Source organism: Sulfitobacter sp. 1A13496, from assembly GCF_043557225.1.
GTDB classification, from domain to species: domain Bacteria; phylum Pseudomonadota; class Alphaproteobacteria; order Rhodobacterales; family Rhodobacteraceae; genus Sulfitobacter; species Sulfitobacter faviae.
On the sequence record NZ_JBIFFP010000001.1, the window covers coordinates 1142097 to 1160244 of the forward strand.

Sequence of the window (18148 nt, forward strand, 5' to 3'; positions counted from 1 at the left end):
CTCTTAGGCAGTGAGGCATTCGCACTGATGACGGCCCAGCCCGATCACCCCAACGCGAAAGCCGGACACACCCTGATCTCGGTCGACGCGATGGGGGGTGACGAAGGCCCGGCAGCAGTTGTTGCCGGGTGTGCGCTTTCTGCGACAGCAAATCCCGATATCGGTTTTATCCTGCATGGTCCCCGTGATCAGTTGGAGCCTTTGATCGCCAAACGTGGTGAGTTGTCGGGCCGTTGCGAGATACGTCACGCCACGGATGTCGTCACGATGGACGACAAGCCCAGCCAAGTCGTGCGCACCGGCAAAGACAGTTCCATGTGGTCTGCCATCGAATCCGTGCGCAGCGGAGAGGCGGCTGTGGCTGTCTCTTGCGGCAATACCGGCGCGCTGATGGCGATGTCGATGATACGGCTGCGCAAATTGCCGGGCGTGAATCGCCCTGCAATTGCCGTGCTCTACCCCTCTTCCAACCCGCAGGGTTTTAACGTGATGCTCGACGTGGGCGCCGATGTGCGCGCCGACGCCGATGATCTGTTGCGTTTCGCGCTGATGGGCACCTCCTATGCCCGCAACGGTATGGATTTGCAGCGCCCCCGCGTGGGGCTGCTGAATGTCGGCACCGAAGAGCATAAGGGCCGCACCGAACTCAAAGAAGCCTATGATTTGATTCGCGCCCAAGGTGATGCCACTGGGTTTGAATTCGTCGGTTTCGTCGAGGGGGGCGATATCTCGGGCAATCGCGCCGATGTTATCGTGACCGATGGTTTCACAGGCAATGTCGCGATCAAGACCGGCGAAGGCACGGCCAGCATGATCGGCGACCGGCTGCGCGAAGCGTTCAAATACTCACCCCTGTCGCGGCTCGCCTCGCTGCTGGCCTATACCTCTCTGCGCCGTCTCAGCAAAAAGATCGACCCGCGCCGCGTGAACGGCGGCGTCTTTCTGGGCCTGAACGGCACGGTGGTGAAATCGCACGGTTCCGCCGATGCGACCGGCATCTCCGCTGCGATCAAACTCGCCGCGCAGTTGTCGCAGAATAAATTCAATGACAAGCTAGCCGCTCGCGTCGCCGCGACGCTGCCAGCTGAGGAGTCCGTCAAATGAGCCTGCGCGCCGTTGTCACTGGTTGTGGCCACTATCTGCCCGCCCGTGTCGTGGAAAATGCCGAATTTGAAGCGACCCTCGACACCAATGACGAATGGATCCGCTCGCGCTCGGGCATCGAACGCCGCCACTTCGCCGCTGAAGGTGAAACGACCTCTTCCATGGCCAGCGCCGCCGCGCGCAAGGCGCTTGAATACGCGGGGCGCGATGTCTCCGATGTCGACGCGATCGTCTTGGCCACCTCCACCCCCGACCTGACCTTCCCGTCGGCCGCGACCATGGTGCAGGCCGAATTGGGCATGACCAATGGTTTTGCCTTTGACGTGCAGGCGGTTTGCGCGGGTTTTGTCTATGCGCTGGCGAACGCCAATGCGCTTATCGTTTCCGGTCAGGCGCGCAATGTGCTGGTGATCGGGGCCGAGACGTTCAGCCGCATCATGGACTGGACCGACCGGTCGACCTGTGTGCTTTTCGGCGACGGCGCGGGCGCGCTGCTGCTCGAGGCGCAAGAAGGGCAAGGCACGCCCGAAGATCGTGGGATCCTCGCGACCGACCTGAATTCCGACGGGCGCTACCGCGAGTTGCTCTACGTCGATGGCGGCGTCAGCACCGGCACCACCGGCTATCTGCGGATGCAGGGCAATCAAGTGTTCCGCCACGCGGTCGAAAAGCTGGCCGCCACGGCCAATACCGCCATGGAGCGCGCCGGCGTCAGCGCCGAAGATGTGGATTGGATCGTGCCGCATCAGGCCAATATCCGCATCATCCAAGGCACCGCGAAGAAACTGAACCTGCCGATGGAGCGCGTTGTCGTGACCGTGCAGGACCATGGCAACACCTCTGCCGCCTCGATCCCGCTGGCGCTGTCGGTGGGCCGTGAGCGTGGTCAGATCAACAAGGGCGATCTGATCGTCACCGAAGCCATTGGCGGCGGTCTGGCTTGGGGCTCTGTCGTCGTGCGCTGGTAAGTCCCTGAGCTAGCGCAGAAAATCTCTGCCGAATCGTGCTCGATCCGGGCATTGATGTTGACTCTAAAAATCTGAGCAGCATATGCTATTGGAAAGCATGGGGGATATAATGCCGAACAAGACATTGACGCGCATGGATTTAAGCGAAGCTGTATTTCGTGAGGTCGGTCTTTCTCGCAATGAGAGTGCTCAGCTGGTCGAAGCCGTGCTTGAGCATATGTCCGACGCTCTGGTCGACGGGGAACAGGTCAAGATTTCCTCTTTCGGCACCTTCTCGGTACGCGACAAGACCGCGCGTGTGGGCCGTAATCCGAAAACCGGCGAAGAGGTACCGATCAACCCGCGCCGGGTGCTGACCTTCCGCCCCTCGCATCTGATGAAAGACCGGGTTGCCGAAGGCAACAAGTCCTGACCCATGGTCAAATCGCCGGACGCTTTTCGCACCATCTCCGAAGTCGCTGACTGGCTCGGTATTCAGGCCCATGTTCTGCGGTTCTGGGAGAGTAAGTTCACCCAAGTGAAACCCATCAAACGGGCGGGCGGGCGGCGCTATTACCGTCCCGCCGATATGCTTCTGCTTGGCGGAATCAAGAAGTTGCTGCATGACGATGGGCTGACCATCAAAGGCGTTCAGAAGATCTTGCGTGAGGAAGGGATGACCCATGTCTCCTCCCTCTCCGCCCCGCTTGATGAGTTGGATTTCGTGGAACCGCGCCCTGCACCGAAGCCCGACATTATCCGCACTGAGACCGGTGTTGTTCTGAACTTCGGTGCGAAGACGGAAGCGCGCGGGGATGAGGCGAGCGCTGAGACGGTCGACACGCGGCAGGAGAACACGGCGAAGGTAGAAGAACCCGCCCCTGCGGCAGCGCAGCGTCCCTCGCCCATGCCGCCCGCCGACGATCACCCACGGGCCACTCCCGATCCGCTGGCCCCTTCTGACAGCAACACGCTCGATGCGCCGCAACTCCCTGCGTCCGAATTGGAGCCCGAAGAGGAGCCTGCGCCGGAACCTGCATCGGAGACCGGCCTGCCCGAGTTCCTCAAGCGCCCGCTGGCGGCTGAGCCGGAGGAGACCGTAGAGCCTTCACCCGCTCCTGCCGAAGCCGAGGCGGAAGACCCCGCAGACGACACGCCAAAACCCGCGATCATTGACCTGCCCGATTTCACTCCGGAAGCCGATTTCCCCGCCCGTCCGGGGCTGCTCAGCGTGGGGGCGCGTGTCCATCGCCTGCCCCGTGACGTGCAACCGCAGGTCGCCGGTCTGTTGTTGGATTTGGCTGAATTGCGCGCGCGCATGGCCGCAGAAGCCGGCGCGGAAACAAATTTCTAATCGCGATGAAAAGATTGGCAATTCCCTCTTGCACCCCCTGCGAGATCGGGTATGAAGCCCACGTAGTCGGGCTATGGCGCAGCCTGGTAGCGCGTCCGTCTGGGGGACGGAAGGTCGCAGGTTCGAGTCCTGCTAGCCCGACCAACCGACTACAACAAAACGCCCGCGCCGGTAACGCGCGGGCGTTTGTCATTTAAGAAGGCCGCGCCCGATGCCCAATGCGATGAACGGGGTGCTCCCCAACCAGCAGATTGCAGCGATGATCGAAAGCGGCGCCATTGCCGCCGATCCCGCGGTCACCTCTGCCCAGATCCAGCCCGCCAGTCTTGACCTCCGCCTCGGCAGCGTCGCCTATCGCGTCCGCGCGTCTTTCCTTGCCGGGCATGGGGCCAAGGTCTCGGATCGTCTCGCGGAATTTGAGATGCACCGGGTCGACCTCAGCGAAGGGGCCGTGCTGGAAAAGGGTTGTGTCTATGTGGTGCCACTGATGGAGCAGTTGGCGCTGCCCGAAGGCGTTTCGGCCGTGGCGAATGCCAAAAGTTCCACCGGGCGGCTTGACCTGCTGACCCGCACCATCACCGATGGTGGCACCGAATTCGACCGCATCGCGCCGGGCTACACCGGCGCGCTCTACGCCGAGATCTGCCCGCGCTCTTTCTCTGTGCTGGTGCGGCCCGGGATGCGGCTCAATCAGATTCGTTTCGGCAGCGGGGATGCGACCCTCGATGACGACGCGCTGCGCACGCTGCACGATAAGACACCACTGGTGGATGGGACCGCCGTGATCGATGAGGGGCTGGGCTTCTCCGTCGATCTGCGGCTGCCCGGCACCAGCCTCGTCGGCTACCGCGCCAAGCCGCATACCGGGGTGATCGACCTCGACAAGATTGGCCACTACGATCCCGCCGCCTATTGGGAAGAGGTGCACAGCACCAACGGTCAGATCATCCTCGACCCCGGCGCGTTCTACATCCTCGTCAGCCGCGAAGCAGTGACGATCCCGCCTGCCTATGCCGCCGAAATGGCACCCTATTTGGCGATGGTCGGAGAGTTCCGCGTGCATTACGCGGGCTTCTTCGATCCGGGCTTTGGCCATGCCGAGGCAGGCGGCGCAGGCTCACGCGGGGTGCTGGAAGTGCGCTGTCACGAGGCGCCCTTTGTGCTGGAGCATGGGCAAGTCGTGGGCCGTTTGGTCTATGAGCATATGGCGCAGATCCCAAGTCAGCTTTACGGCGCCGACATCGCGTCGAACTACCAAGGTCAGGGGCTGAAACTGTCGAAGCATTTCCGCTCCGCGTAAACACGCGGCGCCGGTCAATCCTCGAACAACTCGCTCTGCCCTTCGGTCGCTTCCGGCTCGTCCTCGCCATCGCCGACGGTGGGCAGCAGACCGGCAGGCGGACGGTTCTCCAACAACCCGGCAGAGCGCAGTTCTTTCAGCCCCGGCAGATCCCGCGCGCTTTCCAAACCGAAGTGATCCAGAAACTCCTGCGTGACGACAAAGGTCACTGGACGGCCAGGGGTCATCTTGCGGCGGCCAAAACGGATCCACTCCATCTCAAGCAACTGGTCCACCGTGCCCCGCGACACCGAAACGCCGCGAATCTCTTCGATCTCGGCGCGGGTGACGGGCTGGTGATAGGCGATGATCGCCAAAGTCTCGATCGCCGCGCGGCTGAGCTTACGGGTCTCGACCGTTTCCTTATGCATCAGGAAACCAAGGTCCGGCGCGGTGCGAAAGGCATAGGCATCGCCGACTTTCATCACCTGCACGCCGCGCCCCTGATACCGGTGCCGAAGGAAGGCCATCGCCTCGCCCACGTCTGAGCCGCGCGGCAAACGCTCTTCGAGTTCGCGCAGGGTGATCGGCTCGGAACTGGCGAAAAGCACGGCTTCGATCATACGCTCCTGCTCGGCGAGCGACGGCGCGTCGAACAGTTTCTTCTCTTTGGTTTCAATCTCTTCCGACACGCATCAATCCTTCTTGCGCAGTTGGATGGGGGCGAAAATCTCTTTCTGCTGGATCTCCATATGCCCCTCTTTGACCAGTTGCAAAGAGGCGGCAAAGGTCGCCGCCGTGGCCGAGCGGCGGCGTTCCGGGTCGCTCTCCCAGCCCTCGGGCAGGTAGCTGTTCAGATCGCCCCAATCGCCCGCATAGCCGATCAGCCCGCGCATGCGCTCCAGCGCCTCTTCCATGGTGAAGACCTTGTCGCGGTCCATCACGAAGGGGCGAAAATCCTCACGCGTGCGGGTGCGCGCATAGCCCTGCATCAGGTCCAGCAGCGTCGCGGTATAGGTGACCTTTTTGACGCTGGTGATCTCTTGGGTCTGGCCGCGGGCAAAGAAGTCCCGGCCAAGCTGATCGCGCGCCATCAGACGCGCGGCGGCGTCGCGCATGGCTTGCAAACGTTCCAGTTGGAAGGCCAGATGCGCGGCCATTTCCTCGCCCGATGGGCCCTCTTCGGTCGGGTCCGGGGGCAGCAGCAGGCGCGACTTGAGGAACGCCAGCCAGGCGGCCATGACAAGATAATCCGCCGCAAGTTCCAGCCGCAGCTCCTTGGCACGCTCAACAAAAGCCAGATACTGCCGCGCCAGTTGCAGCACCGAGATCTTGCGCAGATCGACCTTTTGCGTCCGGCTCAGCGACAGCAGCAGATCAAGCGGACCTTCATAGCCTTCGACATCGATGATGAAGGCCTCGGCGGCCAGCCGGTCGGCCACGGTGCTGCCAGCCCCGCCCCGGTCTTCCTGAAATGTCGTGTCAGCCATGCAATGTCCCGCCCAGAAGCGTCTCAAGCTGGGCGCTGAGGGCGTCGATGTCAACGTCATCGGGGGTTTGCCGCGCATCCATGGCGCGCAGGGCGCGGGTCTGGGCGGCGGGGGTCATCTCGCCCGCCGCTTCGGCCACGGCGCGGCGCTTTTCCAGTGGGCCGTTGCAAAAGAGTGCCACGTCGCAGCCCGCCGCAATGGCGGCGCGGGTGCTCTCCGCTGGGGACATTTGCAGCGCTTTCATTGAAATATCGTCGGTCATCACAAGGTTGTCGAACCCGATCTCTTCGCGGATCAGGCGCATCACCTCGGGCGACAGGGTGGCGGGGCGATGGTCCAGCGCGTCATAGACCAAATGCGCGGTCATCCCCATCGGCAGGTCGCGCAGGCTGCGGAAGGGGGCGAAGTCGACCGCTTCCAGATCGATCCGGGGGGCGTCTACACGGGGCAAGTTGTGGTGGCTGTCGAGCGTGGCGCGGCCATGACCGGGCATGTGCTTCATCACCGGCAAAACGCCCCCCGCCAGCAGCGCATCCGCGACGGCGCGGCCAATCTCGGCCACCTGCCCCGGCGTCTCACCATAGCAGCGATTGCGCAGAAAACGGTGGGTGTCCGGCCCGGCCACATCGATCAGTGGGGCGCAGTTACTGTCGATCCCGACACTGTGCAGCTCATGGGCGATGATCCGGTACATCAAGTAGAAGGCTTGGCGCCCTTGATCGCCGGCGCGGGCGGCGAGGTCCATCGGCGGCATCCAATCGCGCCAGTGGGGCGCGCGCATGCGCTGCACGCGGCCGCCCTCTTGGTCGATGGTGATGACGGCCTCATGCCCCGCCGCCTCGCGCATCTCTTCGCAGAGCGCGCGCAGCTGGTCGGGGCTGTCGATGTTGCGGGCGAAGAGGATAAAGCCAAAGGGCCGCACGTCCCGAAAGAACGCCTTTTCCTCGACGCTGAGCCGATGGCCCGTCGCGTCGAGGATCGTGGCCCCGAAGGGGGGCATCAGCGCATCACCACCGGGATGCAATCCGCGTTTTCGGCCACGAGGGCCGAGCAGAAGCGGCGTGCGTCGGCGATGTCGTTAAAGCCCATGGCACGCAGGCGGTAGAAGACCCGCCCGCCGCTGGTGGCCTTTTGCACGACGCGGCTCTTGCCTTCGAGATAGGCACCGAAACGGCCCTGCAAACGGTCCCATTGTTCGCGCGCCACCTCGGGGCTGTCAAAGGCGCCAAGCTGGGCCATGCGGGTGCCGGCGGGCAGCGATGCGGGATCGACTTCTTGGGTGGCCGCGGCCACTGGGTTAGGTTGCACGGCGGCGGGTGTCACCACGGCACCGCCCGCCGGACGGCGGCGCGGACGCAGGGAGTTGCGCACGCCGGGCGCGTTCAGCACGGCCTTGACCACCTTGGGCTGCACGGATGTATCGGCCAGCGCCATCGCCACGGCGGCATCGACAGGATCGCCAGCGGCGGCCTCCTCACCGGTGAGCGGTGCCACGCCATTGGTCAATTGCGCCACGAGGTCTTGCACATTGCCCGAGCGGATCGCCTCGGAGGCGTCGATCAGGTCGCTGTCATCCTCACGCGCCACGGCTGGCGTCACGTTGCCTTGTGTCTTTGCGGCAACCATTGCCGCTTTGACGGGCTGGTCTTCGTCTTGCAATTCGATCTGGCGCGGCGCGAGGCGCAGCTCATCCGCCGGGCGCCCGGCGCTGCCTTCGGCGGCAACCACATTGACCGAAAGCCCCTGATGCCGGGCCAATTCGCCACCCGGCTCTTCGGGGCGCACGCGCATCTCACCTTCGATCGCGCGGACCACCGGGATGCCGGTCACGTCACGCACAAGCAGTTTGTACCCCCAAACACCGATCCCCGCCACCAGCGCCAAGGACACCACGGCGCCCGCGATATTGGTGAGCGTTGTCAGGGTCTTGGGCGCGCTGCCCACTGCGTAGCTATGCGCGGAATCGGGCGCATAGCCCGCCGTCGTCGGGGAAGACGTGAAATCTGCCATCTCTGCCTCTTTGCCCGGCGTGATACATCGCCACGCGGGTCTGGTCATGGGGTTGCCTGTTTTCGGCGCGCTGGTGCGGTTACCGCATCTCCTGCGCCGGTGTGACCCCGAGAATACCAAGACCCGCCGCAATTACAATCGCAACGGCACGCGACAGCGCGATTTTTGCCTGCGACGTGGCCGCGTCCCCTTCTTGCAACGCGCGCAAGCCATCCTCGGACCGGCCCAAGTGGTAGAGGCTGTGGAAGTCGGAGGCCAATTCATAGAGGTAGAAGGCCACCCGGTGCGGCTCATTGCTGCGCGCGGCGGTCTCGACCAGACGGGGCCATTCGGCAAGCTTGCGCAGCAGGCCGATCTCGGCCTCATGGTCGAGCTTAGACAGATCCGCGTCCAGCAGCGTGGCATCCGCCACCTCAATCCCCGCCTCTTCGGCTTTGCGCAGGATCGACGCGACCCGGGCATGGGCGTATTGCACATAAAATACGGGATTCTCGCGGCTCTGCTCCAACACCTTGTCGAAATCGAAGTCGAGCATGGCGTCGTTCTTGCGCGTCAGCATGACAAAGCGCGTCACGTCCGGGCCAACCTGATCGACAACATCTCGCAGGGTCACAAAGGTCCCTGCCCGTTTGGACATCTTGAACGGCTCGCCGTTTTTGAAAAGCTTCACCAGCTGCGTCAGCTTGATGTCAAGCGGCACATGCCCGTCGCTCAGCGCCGAAACCGCCGCTTTCATCCGTTTGACGTAGCCGCCATGATCCGCGCCAAAGACATCGATCAGCATGTCGAAATCACGGCTGACCTTGTCATAGTGATAGGCGATATCGGGGGCGAAATAGGTCCATGACCCGTCGGACTTCTTGACCGGGCGGTCGACATCGTCGCCATGTTCGGTGGATTTGAACAGGGTCTGTTCGCGCGGTTCCCAATCGTCGGGCTTCTTACCCTTCGGCGGCTCCAACACGCCTTCGTAGATCAACCCTTTGGCTTCGAGCGAGGCGATGGCCGCTTCGATCTGACCCGTGCCATAGAGCGATTTTTCGCTATAGAAGACGTCCATCTCGACACCCAGTGCCGCCAGATCGTCGCGAATGAGGTTCATCATTGCGTCGGTGGCGAATTCGCGGATATCGTCCAGCCATTCGCTTTCCGGCTGATCGACCAGCTTGTCGCCGTACATCTTGGCCAGCGCTTCACCCAGCGGAATCAGATAGTCGCCGGGATAGGTGCCATCGGGGAAGGCCACCTCTTTGCCGTTGGCTTCGAGGTAGCGCAGATAGACCGACCGGGCGAGCACATCGACCTGCGCACCGCCGTCGTTAATGTAATATTCGCGCGTCACGTCATAGCCCGCGAAATCAAGCAGGCTGGCGAGCGCATCGCCAAATACCGCGCCGCGCGTGTGACCGACGTGCAGCGGCCCCGTGGGGTTGGCCGAGACATATTCCACGTTTACCCGCTGACCGGCGCCAAGGATCGCGCGGCCAAAGTCGGTGCCTTGGCTCAGCACCTGACGGGCGACGTTTTGCCAGACCGAAGGTGCCAGACGCAGGTTGATGAAGCCCGGCCCCGCCACTTCGGCAGAGGTGATGCGCGGATCGTTTTGCAACTGCGCGGCCAGTGCTTCGGCGATGTCGCGCGGCTTCATGCCCGCGGGCTTGGCCAGCACCATCGCGGCATTGGTGGCCATGTCGCCATGGGCCGCGTCGCGCGGCGGCTCGGCGGTGATCGGATCAAAGTTCAGGGTCGCTGGCAGGGCTTCCTGCGCGACCATCTGTTCCAGCGTCGCAATGATAAGATGGCGAATTTGGGCAAATAGGTTCATGTCGGGTATCCTTGTTCCCCGCCCGTTTATCATGTGCGGGGGTGCAGTCAATCAAGCGTCGGGCCGTCGCGGCCCAAGTTGGGGAGTGGCGTTTGAAGCGGCGCGCTCAGCCGAGGTCCAAACGCCCAGATCGGAGCCGTCGCCCCGCTTCGGACCCGAGGAACAGCGCGCTTTCCGCTGCAAGCTCTGCCTGCCCCTCGGGCACGGTGATCAAATGGAAGCGCAGCCCCCGCGGCCCGAACACCTTGTCGAGCGCGGCATTGGCCGCTTCGAACGCACCGATCATGGCATGCCCGGCAAGCGCCAATGGTTGGCTTGGCCGCGGCAGAACGGTCACCACCGCCCCCTGCCCGGCCACCAGACCCCGGCCCAAGGCGCGCATCATGGCCGAAAGCCCGCGGACCTGCGCATCCGTGCCTTTGCAGCAATCCTCTGGGTCGAGCGGCATCAAGTTCAGCACCATATGCAGCGGCGTGCCGCCCCAATTGCGGTGCAACGGCTCAAACCGCGCGACAAGATCGCCGGCCAGCGCCAGCGCTTCGACACGTTCTGTCGATTGGCTCATCAACCGCGCCAGCACCGTGGGATCGCGGTCCATCGCCACGACTTCCGCCCCCAGATCCGCCGCGCGTTTGGCCACCGCAGGCCCCGGCGCTTGCCCCGCCGAGAGGATCGCGAATGTCGCGTCACCGGCCAGACTTTCCGGCAGAACGGGGGTTTGTATCATGTCATCTCACCTATGGATCATCAAAAGAAGACTACCATGCCGCGGAGACTAGCGGAAGCTGCGCAGGTCGCTGTCGAAGAGACGGGCGTGTTCTTGCAGGGCGAAACGGTCGGTCATGCCCGCAATGTAATCAGACACCATCCGCGCCAGCGTGGTTTCATCCTCTGCCGCCTCGATCGCCGCCGCCCAATGGCGTGGCAAGAGGTTGGGCTGGGACAGGAACAGCGGGAACAGGTCTTCGACCACCTTGGTCACCTTCTCGCGATTCTCCATCACCGAGGGGGCGCGATACATGCGGGTGAAAAGAAACTTGCGGATCTCGCGCAGGTCTTGCCAGACGGGATCTGAGAAACGGATCAGCGGGCGGCCTAGATTTCGGATGTCGTCAGGGGATTTCGCCCCCGAGTCTTTCAGCAGTTTGGCCGAGGTTTCAATCACATCGCCGACCATCACCCCAAAGACCCGCCGCAGCGCCTCATGACGGCGGCGGTAGCTGTCGGTCTCGGGGTAGAGCCGGTCAACCTCGGCGTAGGCGGGGCCGACCATGGGCAGTTCGGCAATCTCACTTTCGGTGAACAGCCCTGCGCGCAGACCGTCGTGCAGATCGTGGTTGTTATAGGCGATATCATCGGAGAGCGCGGCGACCTGCGCCTCGGCGCTGGCATGGGTGTGCAGTTCCAGATCGTGCCGCGCGTTGTAATCGGCCAGCGCGTGGGGCACCTCGCCCGTCACCGGGCCATTGTGTTTCGCGATGCCTTCCAGCGTGTCCCACGTCAGGTTCAGCCCATCGAATTCGGCATAGTGCCGCTCCAGCGTGGTGACGATCTTGATCGCCTGCGCGTTGTGGTCGAAGCCGCCGTAGGGCTCCATTAGCTTGTGCAGCGCATCTTCGCCAGTGTGGCCAAAGGGCGTATGGCCCAGATCATGGGCCAGTGCCACCGCCTCGGTCAGCTCGCCATTCAGACGCAGCGCGCCTGCGATGGTCCGCGCGACCTGCGCCACTTCGATGGAATGGGTCAGACGGGTGCGGAAATAGTCGCCCTCATGCTCCACAAAGACCTGTGTCTTATGTTTGAGCCGCCGAAAGGCAGAGGCATGAATGATCCGGTCCCGATCCCGCTGATAACAGGAGCGAAAAGTGCTTTCCTCTTCCGGCACCAACCTTCCCTTGGCGGTGTTCGGATCAGAGGCGAATTCTGCGCGCATCGCGGCTGGTCCTCTCTCGCGGTCCTTGTGACCTGTCCTTGTACTTTCTATATGTTAGAGGAACGCGAAAGAAAACCGATGCATCGGAGCCCGCAGATGAACCTGCCCCCCAAAGTCACCCCCCGCGCCTTTGAACGCCTCGCCGAGATCGGGGCCGCAGACGAAGGCAAGGCCCTGCGCATCGCTGTCGAAGGCGGCGGCTGCTCGGGCTTTCAATACGACATCGCGCTGGACGAGCCCGCTGAAGATGACCTCATTCTCGAAGGCAGCGGTCAGAAGGTGGTGGTCGATAGCGTCTCCCTGCCGTTTCTGGCCGACGCCGTGATTGATTTTACCGAAGAGTTAATCGGCGCGCGTTTCACCATCGAGAACCCGAACGCGACAGCGGCCTGCGGCTGCGGCACGTCCTTTTCGATGTAAGTCTTTCGGGCGCGTTTAACCGCGCGCCCGGGCGAACCCCTCGAAGAATTCTTCGAAATAAGGCCCGGCGCGTTCGGCACGCAGCAGGGTCGCGTGGCTTTCCGGGCAAAGATACGACAGCACATGCGGGCGCATCTGCCCCCAGTCAGCCCGGCGGTTCGCGCACATGTCGTTGAGGCAAGCCGCCAAGGGGCGCAGCGCCCCCGCCCCCTTTCGACTTTTGCGAAAACGCAATGCGCCTTTTGGGATATCGGTAGATCGCATCCGGCGGCCCGCAATCTGCATGGCCCAGCCGGTAACAAGCCATTCGTGGTATTCGTCCTGCAAAGGCGCGCCTTCGTCAGCGTAGACCTTCATGACACGGTGGCTGGCGGCAATGGCATCCTCCCACAGGGGGCTGGGGGCATGCCCGGCAAACCGCAACGCGGCGCAGACCTCGGCCAGCAGGTCCATATCTTGATCGAGAAAAGCCAGCAGCCCCGTGAAATGCAGGCTTTTCAGCGCGGCCTCCGGCAGGTCCGGGGGCCGGCGGCCATAGTCCGACAAGTAAAAAACGATATGGGTCAACTCATAGGCCGCCTTGCGATTGGGCATGGCAAAAGTGGCACTGCGGGCGATAAAATCGCGCAACCGTTGACCGAGGGCCCCGTCCTCCACCCGCGGCCCGACACCCCGACGGCGCAGCAGACGACGCGCCTCGGCCCGTTGTAGATCCGACAGTTCCGCCCCCTCCAGCCCCGCCCGCGCAACCTTGGCGCAAAGGGCCGCGCCGTAGTGCCGAGGCAAACCGACGTCTTCGAGGTCGAGGCAAATCGACAGGATGAAACGGTAATACTGAGGAAAATCGCGCAGCAGGTCCCGGCAGCCCCGATGGAAGGCCGCAAGCGGCTGAAGCGCCGCAGTGTTAAGCGTGGCCCCCGTGCTCGCCAGCGCCCCGAGCAGTTCGGCGTTTTCCTTCAGCCAAAAAACATCCCCCTGCGCGCGACGCCCCTCTGCGAAGGCTCGGATCAGCCGGGCCGTTTGAATGGCCGGGTCTTGGCTTTTGTCAGGTCTGAGCAGAACAACATTGGTCATCGCATGGCCTCCGACAGGGGGAACGGCAGGCGACAAAGCCGCCCGCTTGAAAGGGCTTCAGCCGCTGAAGGGCAGCACCTCAGCCGGGGCGAGGCCCGTGGTGAACAGGCCGACCCCGCCCCCTTGCGTGATGCTGCTGCCGTCCTGCTGTAACCCAGTGGTGAAGATCTCGACCCCCTCGCCAAACAACATGTCACCTCTCCCACGGTTGAGGCCGGTGGTGAAAAGGCCAACACCGGCGCCGAGCGCCATGGGATTGTCCTCTGTCTGAGGGGCTGATACGGGGGCAAAGTCGCGCGCAAAAATAGCAGTCATAGTATGGTCCTTTCAAAGGGCTTTGCAATTTAAAGATGTAGCTCCTCGACTGACGCACGTTAAGCGTGTCGATCCAAGCATTTTTCGGCTAACGTATTGTACTGAAACACTTATCCACATTAAGGACGCGCCACAGTTTCGCCTTAGTTCTCGATTTCTCTTGCGCCCTGTGGAGAAAAAGAAATGCCGCCCACAGGGCAGGATAGAGACAATACGGGCAACCGCCTCGCGGAATTTCTATAATAGCGAGAAATCTAACCCGAGAATCACCTTAAGCGCGCAAGCCTTCCCCTTGCTCCGCGACGCCAATTGCGCGATAGCAGTCGGACGTCGAAAGAGGGCCGGATATGAAAATCGCGAGTTTCAACATCAACGGTATCAAGGCCCGCGCGGCGGCCCTTCCCGATTGGCTCGACGAGGCGCAGCCGGACGTTGTCGTGCTGCAAGAGATCAAGTCGGTGGATGAGGCCTTCCCCCGCGAAATGCTCGAAGAGCGCGGCTATAACGTGGAGACCCACGGGCAGAAGTCCTTTAACGGCGTGGCGATCCTGTCGAAGCTCCCGCTTGAGGATGTGACCCGCGGCCTGCCGGGCGATGATGCCGATGATCAGGCACGCTGGATCGAAGCGACGGTTGTGGGCGACGATATGGCGCTGCGGGTCTGCGGGCTCTACCTGCCCAATGGCAACCCGGCGCCGGGGCCAAAATATGACTATAAACTCGCATGGATGTTGCGGCTGCAAGCCCGTGCCGAAGCGCTTCTGGCCGAGGAAACGCCCTTCCTCATGGCGGGAGATTACAACATCATCCCGCAGGCCGAGGATGCTGCCAAACCCGACAGCTGGCGCGAAGATGCCCTCTTCCGCCCCGAGTCCCGCGCCGCATGGCGGCGGCTGGTGAACCTTGGCCTCACGGACGCGTTCCGGGCGCGCACCCAAGGGCCGGGGCATTACTCCTTCTGGGATTATCAGGCCGGGGCGTGGAACCGCAACAACGGCATCCGCATCGACCACTTCCTCCTGTCCCCCACCGTGGCCGACCGGCTGTGTGATTGCCAGATCGACCGCGACGTGCGCGGGCGCGACAAGCCGTCGGATCACGTGCCCATCTGGGTCGAACTGGATATCTGAGGTCAGGCCTCCAGCTCGGCATCCCAATAGAGGAAATCCATCCAGCTTTCATGCAGATGGCCGGGCGGGAATTTGCGGCCCATGTTGCGCAGCTCTTCGGCGGCGGGTTGCCGCGGCGGTTTGCGCAGGGCAAGCCCCGTGCGGTGCAGGGGCCGCGAGCCTTTTCGCAGGTTGCAAGGGCTACAGGCGGCGACCACGTTTTGCCAGCTTGTCACCCCACCGGCGGCGCGCGGTACCACATGGTCAAAGGTCAGATCGCCCTTCGCGCCGCAGTATTGACAGCGGAATTCATCCCTCAGAAATAAATTAAAGCGCGTGAAGGCCACGCGCTTTTGAGGTTTGACATAGTCTTTAAGAACGACAACCGAGGGGATCCTGATCACCGTAGAGGGGCTGCGCACCACCTCGTCATATTCGGCGACGATCTCGACCCGGTCGAGCCATTTGGCCTTTACCGCCTCCTGCCATGGCCAGAGCGACAGCGGGTAATAGGATAAAGGTCGGTAATCCGCGTTGAGCACCAGCGCGGGGTGGTGTTTGAGCGCCGCCGGGTGGCGGGTAAATTCGGTCCTGAAATCGCCGTCCATCTGGTCGCGTCCTCTGCCCGTTTTAGTCACTATATCTCGCGGTTTCTCTCTGGCAAGACAAAGGTGAACCACTAGATGTCGCCGGTTTTGCCCAAAGATTACGACAGAGGCGTGACAGATGGGCAGAGTTTGTTAACCTTGTGGCATGTCGAAAAGCCCCCTGCCCGATGCGCCCGCCCCGCAATCCCTGCTCGAAGCCGCCGTCTATGCCGATGATCTAGACGCGGCACGCGCGTTTTACCGCGACGTTCTGGGGCTGAAACTGTTTCAGGAGGTGCCGGAGCGGCATATGTTCTTTGCGCTCGGCGCCTCGGTCTTGCTGGTCTTCAACCCGACCGCCACGGCGCAGCCGCCCGGCAATCCGAAAATGCCGGTGCCGCCCCATGGGGCGCGCGGCCCGGGGCATGTCTGCATTGCGATGAAACGCGATGAGATCGCCGCGATGGAGACGCGGCTGCGGGCCGCCGGGGTCGAGATCGACACCAGTTTTGATTGGCCCAACGGGGCGCGCTCGCTCTATGTGCGCGACCCCGCTGGCAATTCGGTCGAGTTCGCCGAACCATGGCTCTGGGACGAGGTGAAGGGTTAAAGCCCCAGTTTGTCGCGCATGAAGGCCAGCGCCACGCTCAAGCCATCGGGCGCAATGCCGTGGCCCGTGCCCTTCATCACATGGGCGTAAACGTCCTGCCAGCCCGCCTCTTGCAGCGCTTCGGCGGCCTGCGGCAGGGATTGCGGCGGCACCACGTCATCGGCATCCCCATGGACCAGCAGCACCGGCGGTTTGACCTGCGCCTCTTCGGCCAGCGCTTCGGGGTTGAGCAGACGGCCCGAGAAGGCCACGATCCCCGCCACCGCATCTTCGCGCCGTGGGGCCACATGCAGCGACATCATCGTGCCTTGGGAAAAGCCGAAGAGCACGACCTGTTCGGGCAACACGTCTTCGTCGACCATCAGCGCGTCGAGGAAGGCGTCGAGGTCTTCGACCGCGCTCATCATGCCGCGCATCGATTCCTCTTCGGATGATCCGTCGATCCAAGGGATCGGGAACCACTGATAGCCCATCGGCGCACCGGCGCAGGCCTCGGGCGCGTCGGGTGCGACGAAAAGCGTGTCGGGCAAATGCTCGCTCAGCGGATCGGCAAGGCCCAGCAGATCGGCGCCATTCGCGCCGTAGCCATGCAGGAACACCACCATCGACCGTGTGGTGCCAGAGACCGGCGCGCGGCGCTCGGCGTTCAAAACCCGTGTCATGACAATCCTTCCTTTTGTTTCAACACCCGGTAGTAGGCAAAGAGCAGCCGCGCCGCAACCGACCGCCAAGGTGACCATGCGGCGGCCATGGCGGAGAGGTCTTTCGGGCTGGGACGGACGGGCAGATCAAAGAGCCCCCGCGCCGCCTCTTGCAGCGCAAGGTCGCCGCTGGGAAAGATATCGCGGCGGCCAAGGCAGAACATCACATAGATCTGCGCCGTCCATGGCCCGATGCCCGGCATCTCGACCAGCGCGGCGATGGCCGCGTCATCAGGCAACCCGTACAGCGCTTCAAAGTCGAAATCACGTTCCGCCAAAGCCAATACATAGCGCGCCTTGGGGCGGCTCAGCCCCGCAGCGCGCAAGCCGTCGTCTCCGGCGCGCAGGACGTTCTCCGGCTGATCCAACCCCGCCGCAACCAGCCGCGCATAGATCGCCCGGGCCGAGGCCACGCTCACCTGCTGCCCCACGATAATGTCGAGCAGCCCCGCGAAATCGGGCGGGCGCAGGCGCAGCGGCAGCGGTCCGGTTTTGCTCAGCGCCATGGCAAAACGCGGCTCCCGTTCGGCCAGCCATGCCGCGCCCTCGGCCACATCGGCGTCGCAGGTGATCGGGGGCGCGAGGCTCACAGTCGTGCCACCCAATCCAGCATCGCGTCGAGATCGCTCAGACAAGGCGCGCCCTTTGGCAGTGGCGGTCTGTCGATCAGGATCACCGGCAGGCCGAGCGACAGGGCGGCGTCGACCTTCGGGCGGCTGGCCTGCCCGCCGAGGTTGCGGCAAATCAACAGGTCGACGCCGAGGTCGCGGAACAATACCGTTTCACTCTCCACGGTGAACGGCGGATCGCCAAAGATCAGATCGACAAAGTCATAGGGCACGGCGCGGTCATGGCGGCTCGTCTGCCGTAGCATGAGGCGCGCGCCCTTGAACGGTTGGAAGGTTGGCAGGCTGGCCCAACCAGTCGCTGCAAAGACGCGGGCAGCGGGCGGCACGGTACGGGCGGCGGCCGCGACATCCGGCACCGATTGCAGCAGCGGGTTGTCCAAGGGCCAGAGGGGGCGCGAAAAGCTGACGAAGGGTTTGCCCAGAGACGTGGCGGCGGCATAGCCTGCGTGGCTTAGCCCCGCATCGAACCCGTGGCTGAGATCGAGCACCGCATCAAAGCCCGCCATATCGCGCCGCAGCGCCGCGGCTTCCCTGGCATCGCGCATCTCAAAGGTCATCGGCATCGGATTGTTGCCGCGCGGCGGCTCCGTCAGCCAAGCGGTGACCCGGTGCCCGGCCTGCGTCAAGGCACGTGCAAGCTGCCGCGCTTCGGCGGTGCCAGCGAGCAGCAGGAGGTTCAGCGAAGGGCGGTCAAGCGCGGTCATCGGCGCGATCATCGGCGAGCTTGCCGCCGGGCGCAAGCGGCATCGCAGTCGCAAAAA

General features: G+C 63.3%; 21 protein-coding genes and 1 tRNA gene. 9 read left to right on the plus strand and 13 right to left on the minus strand.

Annotated elements, in window-relative coordinates; all coding sequences use genetic code 11:
- The first annotated feature begins 27 nt into the window (after positions 1-27).
- The 6 genes from plsX (at position 28) to ACGYLX_RS05665 (ending at position 4705) form a co-directional block, all read left to right on the plus strand.
- Entirely contained in the window at positions 28-1104 is a 1077-nt protein-coding gene (gene plsX, locus ACGYLX_RS05640) for a phosphate acyltransferase PlsX (protein ID WP_209217708.1), read from the plus strand.
- Positions 1101-2072, plus strand: coding sequence for a beta-ketoacyl-ACP synthase III (locus ACGYLX_RS05645; protein WP_394447832.1), 972 nt, complete (start codon positions 1101-1103; stop codon positions 2070-2072). The genes plsX and ACGYLX_RS05645 overlap by 4 nt, the downstream gene beginning before the upstream one ends.
- A gap of 109 nt (positions 2073-2181) precedes the next feature.
- Positions 2182-2484 (plus strand): integration host factor subunit alpha, encoded by a 303-nt coding sequence (gene ihfA, locus ACGYLX_RS05650; RefSeq protein WP_067265868.1) that lies wholly within the window; start codon positions 2182-2184, stop codon positions 2482-2484.
- Between the two features lie 3 nt (positions 2485-2487).
- Positions 2488-3405, plus strand: coding sequence for a MerR family transcriptional regulator (locus ACGYLX_RS05655; RefSeq protein ID WP_394447834.1), 918 nt, complete (start codon positions 2488-2490; stop codon positions 3403-3405).
- Positions 3406-3472: 67 nt separating this feature from the next.
- Positions 3473-3549: transfer RNA gene (locus ACGYLX_RS05660), tRNA-Pro, on the plus strand.
- A gap of 79 nt (positions 3550-3628) precedes the next feature.
- Complete coding sequence (locus tag ACGYLX_RS05665; RefSeq protein ID WP_394448103.1) at positions 3629-4705, plus strand: 2'-deoxycytidine 5'-triphosphate deaminase; 1077 nt, start codon at positions 3629-3631, stop codon at positions 4703-4705.
- 14 nt (positions 4706-4719) lie between these two features.
- Here ACGYLX_RS05665 and scpB read toward each other — a convergent pair whose 3' ends face one another.
- The 7 genes from scpB to ACGYLX_RS05700 all read right to left on the minus strand — a co-directional run bounded on the left by scpB (position 4720) and on the right by ACGYLX_RS05700 (position 11942).
- On the minus strand, positions 4720-5376 hold the full coding sequence (gene scpB, locus ACGYLX_RS05670; RefSeq protein WP_067265864.1) for an SMC-Scp complex subunit ScpB: 657 nt from the start codon (positions 5374-5376) through the stop codon (positions 4720-4722).
- A gap of 3 nt (positions 5377-5379) precedes the next feature.
- Positions 5380-6174 (minus strand): segregation and condensation protein A, encoded by a 795-nt coding sequence (locus tag ACGYLX_RS05675; RefSeq protein WP_394447836.1) that lies wholly within the window; start codon positions 6172-6174, stop codon positions 5380-5382.
- A complete protein-coding gene (gene nagZ / locus ACGYLX_RS05680; RefSeq protein ID WP_394447838.1) occupies positions 6167-7174 on the minus strand; it encodes a beta-N-acetylhexosaminidase in 1008 nt (335 codons plus the stop codon). The genes ACGYLX_RS05675 and nagZ overlap by 8 nt, the downstream gene beginning before the upstream one ends.
- Positions 7174-8184, minus strand: a complete 1011-nt coding sequence (locus ACGYLX_RS05685; RefSeq protein ID WP_394447839.1) for an SPOR domain-containing protein — start codon at positions 8182-8184, stop codon at positions 7174-7176. The genes nagZ and ACGYLX_RS05685 overlap by 1 nt, the downstream gene beginning before the upstream one ends.
- A gap of 79 nt (positions 8185-8263) precedes the next feature.
- Positions 8264-10009 (minus strand): arginine--tRNA ligase, encoded by a 1746-nt coding sequence (gene argS / locus ACGYLX_RS05690; RefSeq protein ID WP_394447841.1) that lies wholly within the window; start codon positions 10007-10009, stop codon positions 8264-8266.
- A 106-nt stretch (positions 10010-10115) separates the two neighbouring features.
- Entirely contained in the window at positions 10116-10736 is a 621-nt protein-coding gene (locus ACGYLX_RS05695; protein ID WP_394447842.1) for a hypothetical protein, read from the minus strand.
- A 48-nt stretch (positions 10737-10784) separates the two neighbouring features.
- Entirely contained in the window at positions 10785-11942 is a 1158-nt protein-coding gene (locus tag ACGYLX_RS05700; protein WP_394447844.1) for a deoxyguanosinetriphosphate triphosphohydrolase, read from the minus strand.
- A gap of 96 nt (positions 11943-12038) precedes the next feature.
- On the opposite strand from ACGYLX_RS05700, the gene ACGYLX_RS05705 reads away from it, so the two are divergent.
- Entirely contained in the window at positions 12039-12362 is a 324-nt protein-coding gene (locus tag ACGYLX_RS05705) for an iron-sulfur cluster assembly accessory protein (protein ID WP_209217699.1), read from the plus strand.
- Between the two features lie 15 nt (positions 12363-12377).
- Here ACGYLX_RS05705 and ACGYLX_RS05710 read toward each other — a convergent pair whose 3' ends face one another.
- Complete coding sequence (locus tag ACGYLX_RS05710) at positions 12378-13436, minus strand: DUF6902 family protein (protein WP_394447846.1); 1059 nt, start codon at positions 13434-13436, stop codon at positions 12378-12380.
- A gap of 57 nt (positions 13437-13493) precedes the next feature.
- Positions 13494-13751 carry a hypothetical protein gene (locus tag ACGYLX_RS05715; RefSeq protein WP_394447848.1) on the minus strand — a complete coding sequence of 86 codons (258 nt, stop codon included), beginning with the start codon at positions 13749-13751 and terminating at the stop codon, positions 13494-13496.
- Between the two features lie 347 nt (positions 13752-14098).
- On the opposite strand from ACGYLX_RS05715, the gene xth reads away from it, so the two are divergent.
- Entirely contained in the window at positions 14099-14881 is a 783-nt protein-coding gene (xth, locus tag ACGYLX_RS05720) for an exodeoxyribonuclease III (RefSeq protein ID WP_394447850.1), read from the plus strand.
- 2 nt (positions 14882-14883) lie between these two features.
- Here xth and ACGYLX_RS05725 read toward each other — a convergent pair whose 3' ends face one another.
- A complete protein-coding gene (locus ACGYLX_RS05725; protein WP_067265843.1) occupies positions 14884-15468 on the minus strand; it encodes an HNH endonuclease in 585 nt (194 codons plus the stop codon).
- A 145-nt stretch (positions 15469-15613) separates the two neighbouring features.
- On the opposite strand from ACGYLX_RS05725, the gene ACGYLX_RS05730 reads away from it, so the two are divergent.
- Positions 15614-16057, plus strand: a complete 444-nt coding sequence (locus tag ACGYLX_RS05730) for a VOC family protein (RefSeq protein ID WP_394447852.1) — start codon at positions 15614-15616, stop codon at positions 16055-16057.
- Here ACGYLX_RS05730 and ACGYLX_RS05735 read toward each other — a convergent pair.
- Genes ACGYLX_RS05735 through ACGYLX_RS05745 form a run of 3 tightly spaced genes read right to left on the minus strand, consistent with a single transcriptional unit; the run spans position 16054 to position 18091 of the window.
- On the minus strand, positions 16054-16719 hold the full coding sequence (locus ACGYLX_RS05735; RefSeq protein WP_394447854.1) for an alpha/beta hydrolase: 666 nt from the start codon (positions 16717-16719) through the stop codon (positions 16054-16056). The two genes, ACGYLX_RS05730 and ACGYLX_RS05735, sit on opposite strands and share 4 nt — an antisense overlap.
- On the minus strand, positions 16716-17348 hold the full coding sequence (locus ACGYLX_RS05740; protein WP_394447856.1) for a DNA-3-methyladenine glycosylase family protein: 633 nt from the start codon (positions 17346-17348) through the stop codon (positions 16716-16718). The genes ACGYLX_RS05735 and ACGYLX_RS05740 overlap by 4 nt, the downstream gene beginning before the upstream one ends.
- Positions 17345-18091, minus strand: a complete 747-nt coding sequence (locus tag ACGYLX_RS05745; protein ID WP_394447858.1) for a precorrin-6A/cobalt-precorrin-6A reductase — start codon at positions 18089-18091, stop codon at positions 17345-17347. Before ACGYLX_RS05745 ends, ACGYLX_RS05740 begins: the two co-directional genes overlap by 4 nt.
- Between the last annotated feature and the right edge of the window lie 57 nt (positions 18092-18148).